A 3,208-nucleotide genomic window follows, 5' to 3' on the forward strand; every position below is an offset into this window, starting at 1 on the left:
GTGTTGAGGTACTTCAAAGTTGTGTTGAGGTACTTCAAAGTTGTGTTGAGGTACTCCAAAGTCGTGTTGAGGTACTTCAAACTTTGTCGCACTGCGATCAAGATTATCTCTAGCTAGTTCCCAGTTTTCCATTAATTCACTTTGATGTATTTGATTCCTGAAAAAATCTAAGATATAAGGGTGCGTTAAGTGTAAGCCGTAACACACCAAAAGCTTTGGTAGTTGGAAAAATCTCACAAAATGGTCGTGTAGGCAGACTGAGTTACAACGGACAAAATTTTTGTACTCCTCTTTTGTTCCCCAATGGTATCTTTAATGCATTCGGCTATAACCCAAAGATGCTGTGCAAGTAAAGATTTAAACGAATTCAGAGGTTAGTTCATGGATTTTCTCTCGGATACCGTTGCCCTATCGCGGATGCAGTTTGCACTGACGGCGATCTTTCACATGCTATGGCCTGTTCTCACCACTGGGATGGGGATTTATCTTGTCATTGTCGAAGGAATGTGGCTCAAAACACGCAATCCCGATTACTACCACCATGCTCGTTTCTGGGCAAAGTTATATGTGTTGAACTTCGGTATTGGTGTAGCATCCGGTTTGCCGATGGAGTTTCAATTTGGCACGAACTGGGCACCGTTTTCTGAAGCAGTAGGTGACTTTTTTGGCAGCATTTTAGGCTTTGAGGCTTCGATGGCATTCATGTTAGAAGCCGGATTTTTGGGGATTATGTTGTTTGGCTGGGAACGAGTAAATCCAGTTATTCATTATTTTGCCACGATTATGGTTGCCTTTGGCGCAAACCTATCTACCTTCTGGATTTTAGCGGCCAACTCTTGGTTACAGACTCCGGCTGGCGGAGAAATGGTGAATGGGAAGTTTGTTGTCGATGATTACTTTCAGGCAATTTTAAATCCTTTCATGCTCAACAGTGTCTCGCACATGTTTTTGGCGACGCTGGAAACTTCGCTGTTTGTGATTGGGGGAATTAGCGCCTGGTATATTCTCAACAAGCGTCATGAAGCTTTCTTTGCGCGATCGCTTAAAATTGTCTTGGCAACTGCGATCGCAGTCACCCCATTACAAATCTATGTCGGACACCTCAGCGCCGAGCAAGTAGCAGATTATCAGCCCACCAAACTCGCCGCAATGGAGGCCAAGTGGGAAACTAGTCCAGCCGGACAGCCCGCGCCTTGGAGTGTGGTGGCATTACCTAATAATCAGACTGAGCAAAATGATTGGGAAATCTCAATTCCCAACGGCTTAGGCTACATTTTGGAATTTAAAAAGAACCTCTCTAAACCCGTTCTCGGACTGAAACATTGGCAGCCTGAAGATCGCCCCCGGATGGTGGGTTTGATTTATTATTCCTTCCGCATCATGAGCGGCATTGGCTTCTTCTTAGCTGGATTGATGGGACTGAGTGTGATTCAGTGGTTGCGGGGCAAACTCTCGCCAGAAGCGATCGCCGGGCAGAAATGGCTACTGCGAATCTGGATTTTGGCGGCTCCACTGGGCTACATCGCCGTCGAATCAGGCTGGATTGTGCGTTGTGTTGGGCGGCAACCTTGGGTACTTTATGGGCAAATTCGCACAGCAGACGGAGTTTCCCACCTACCTGCTAGTGAGGTGTTAACATCCCTGGTGCTTTTTGCTGGAATTTATACAGCCCTGTTTATTTGTGCTTTATTCTTTGGTAGTCGAATCATTCGTCAAGGCCCGAATCTGGAACTTCCGGTTCCAGGCGTTGACACCGAACCTGTCGCAGAAACTACTCCGGCTGAATTTGTTCCAGATCAACGTCCTGTTGAAGCAGAGCAATAGATGAAACAGAGGGAGAAAGGGGAAGGGGAAAGGGGGAAAAAGAACCTCATACTTCGACAAGCTCAGTAACTATACTTAAAAGCAGAGGTTTCAAGCATGGACACTGCTAAGTTATCGCACGATGTGTCTGGTAAAGTCTTCTTTTTTGTTTCTCCATATTTAAAAATAGGGGCTTTATACTTTGTGGGGTCAAGCTTTTTTCTGCTTCCTTTACCCCTTCCCCTTTTCCCTTTCCCCGTTTTTGGTAAAACAATTTGGTAACTGTATGGAGAATCTGGAACACTTTTTAGCGCAGGTTTGGTTTGTCATTTTGGCTCTGTTTTTATTTCTCTACGTCATGTTAGACGGGTTTGATCTAGGCGTAGGCATCCTATCGCTAACCAGTTCCAATGACGACCGACGCGATATTTTAATGACGAGTTTGGGTAATGTTTGGGATGCAAATGAAACCTGGTTGGTGTTGATGGGGGGTGCGTTATTTGGGGCATTTCCTCTGGCTTATGGCACCATTTTAAATGCGCTCTACATTCCCATTTTTGGGATGATCTTTGGCTTGATTTTTCGGGCTGTGGCCTTTGAGTTTCGAGAGCATTCTACAAACAAAGTGTTTTGGAATGTGGCGTTTGGAGTCGGTAGTTTCATGGCGGCGCTATTTCAAGGATTTGCCTTGGGCACCATTTTAGAAGGCATTAAGGTGGATGAAGCGGGTCACTTTATCGGCAGTATGTGGGATTGGTTCGATTGGCGATCGCTCTTGGTTGCCTTGACATTAATCCAGGGTTATGTATTGATTGGCTCCACCTATCTCATCTTAAAAACTGAGGGAGAACTGCAAACGTCCCATTACCGCACAGCCAAACTCGCTGCTTGGACAACGCTCTTAGGTGCAATTTTTATCACGATTGCCACCCCTGTTGTATATGAAAATGCCAGAGCAAAGTTATTTCACCAGCCAGAAGTTTATCTATTTGCAATCATTCCAGTGTTAGGTGTGCTGCTGATTTGGTTATTAATTCAAAGCCTGAACCGCAAATCAGAAACTACTCCCCTTGTTTGGACAGTGCTGCTTTTTCTACTTACCTTTGTGGGGTTAGGATTAGTTGTTTTTCCCTATATCATCCCACCAGGTATCACTATTTATCAGGCAGCCGCAGCACCTAGCGCGTTAGTCTTCATGATTATCTTCATTGGATTTCTTATTCCTATTATGTTGTTCTACAACATCTACAATTACATTGTGTTTCGAGGGAAAGTGGCAGGCACACATTATGGAGAGTAGGTGACACAATAAAGATGCAATAAACCATCACAAAGACGCGGTAAACCATCACAAAGACGCGATAAATCGCCGTCTCTACAAAGGACTGATTATTGTAGAGACGGC

The 3,208-nt window shown here is 44.8% G+C and carries 2 protein-coding genes; both read left to right on the plus strand.

The features are described 5' to 3' along the window. Positions 1-381: 381 nt before the first annotated feature. Positions 382-1,824 (plus strand): cytochrome ubiquinol oxidase subunit I, encoded by a 1,443-nt coding sequence (locus ABF638_RS37345; RefSeq protein ID WP_435027778.1) that lies wholly within the window; start codon positions 382-384, stop codon positions 1,822-1,824. 265 nt (positions 1,825-2,089) lie between these two features. Next, positions 2,090-3,103, plus strand: a complete 1,014-nt coding sequence (gene cydB / locus ABF638_RS37350) for a cytochrome d ubiquinol oxidase subunit II (RefSeq protein WP_435027779.1) — start codon at positions 2,090-2,092, stop codon at positions 3,101-3,103. The last annotated feature ends 105 nt before the right edge of the window (positions 3,104-3,208 follow it).

It is taken from the genome of Nostoc sp. CALU 1950 (assembly GCF_051172895.1).
Classification (GTDB): domain Bacteria; phylum Cyanobacteriota; class Cyanobacteriia; order Cyanobacteriales; family Nostocaceae; genus Nostoc; species Nostoc edaphicum_A.

What these genes read in the sequence shown, in the direction of transcription:
- cydB (WP_435027779.1), top strand. Translation starts at nt 2,090, where the DNA reads ATGGAGAATCTGGAACACTTTTTAGCGCAGGTTTGGTTTGTCATTTTG.
- ABF638_RS37345 (WP_435027778.1), top strand. Translation starts at nt 382, where the DNA reads ATGGATTTTCTCTCGGATACCGTTGCCCTATCGCGGATGCAGTTTGCA.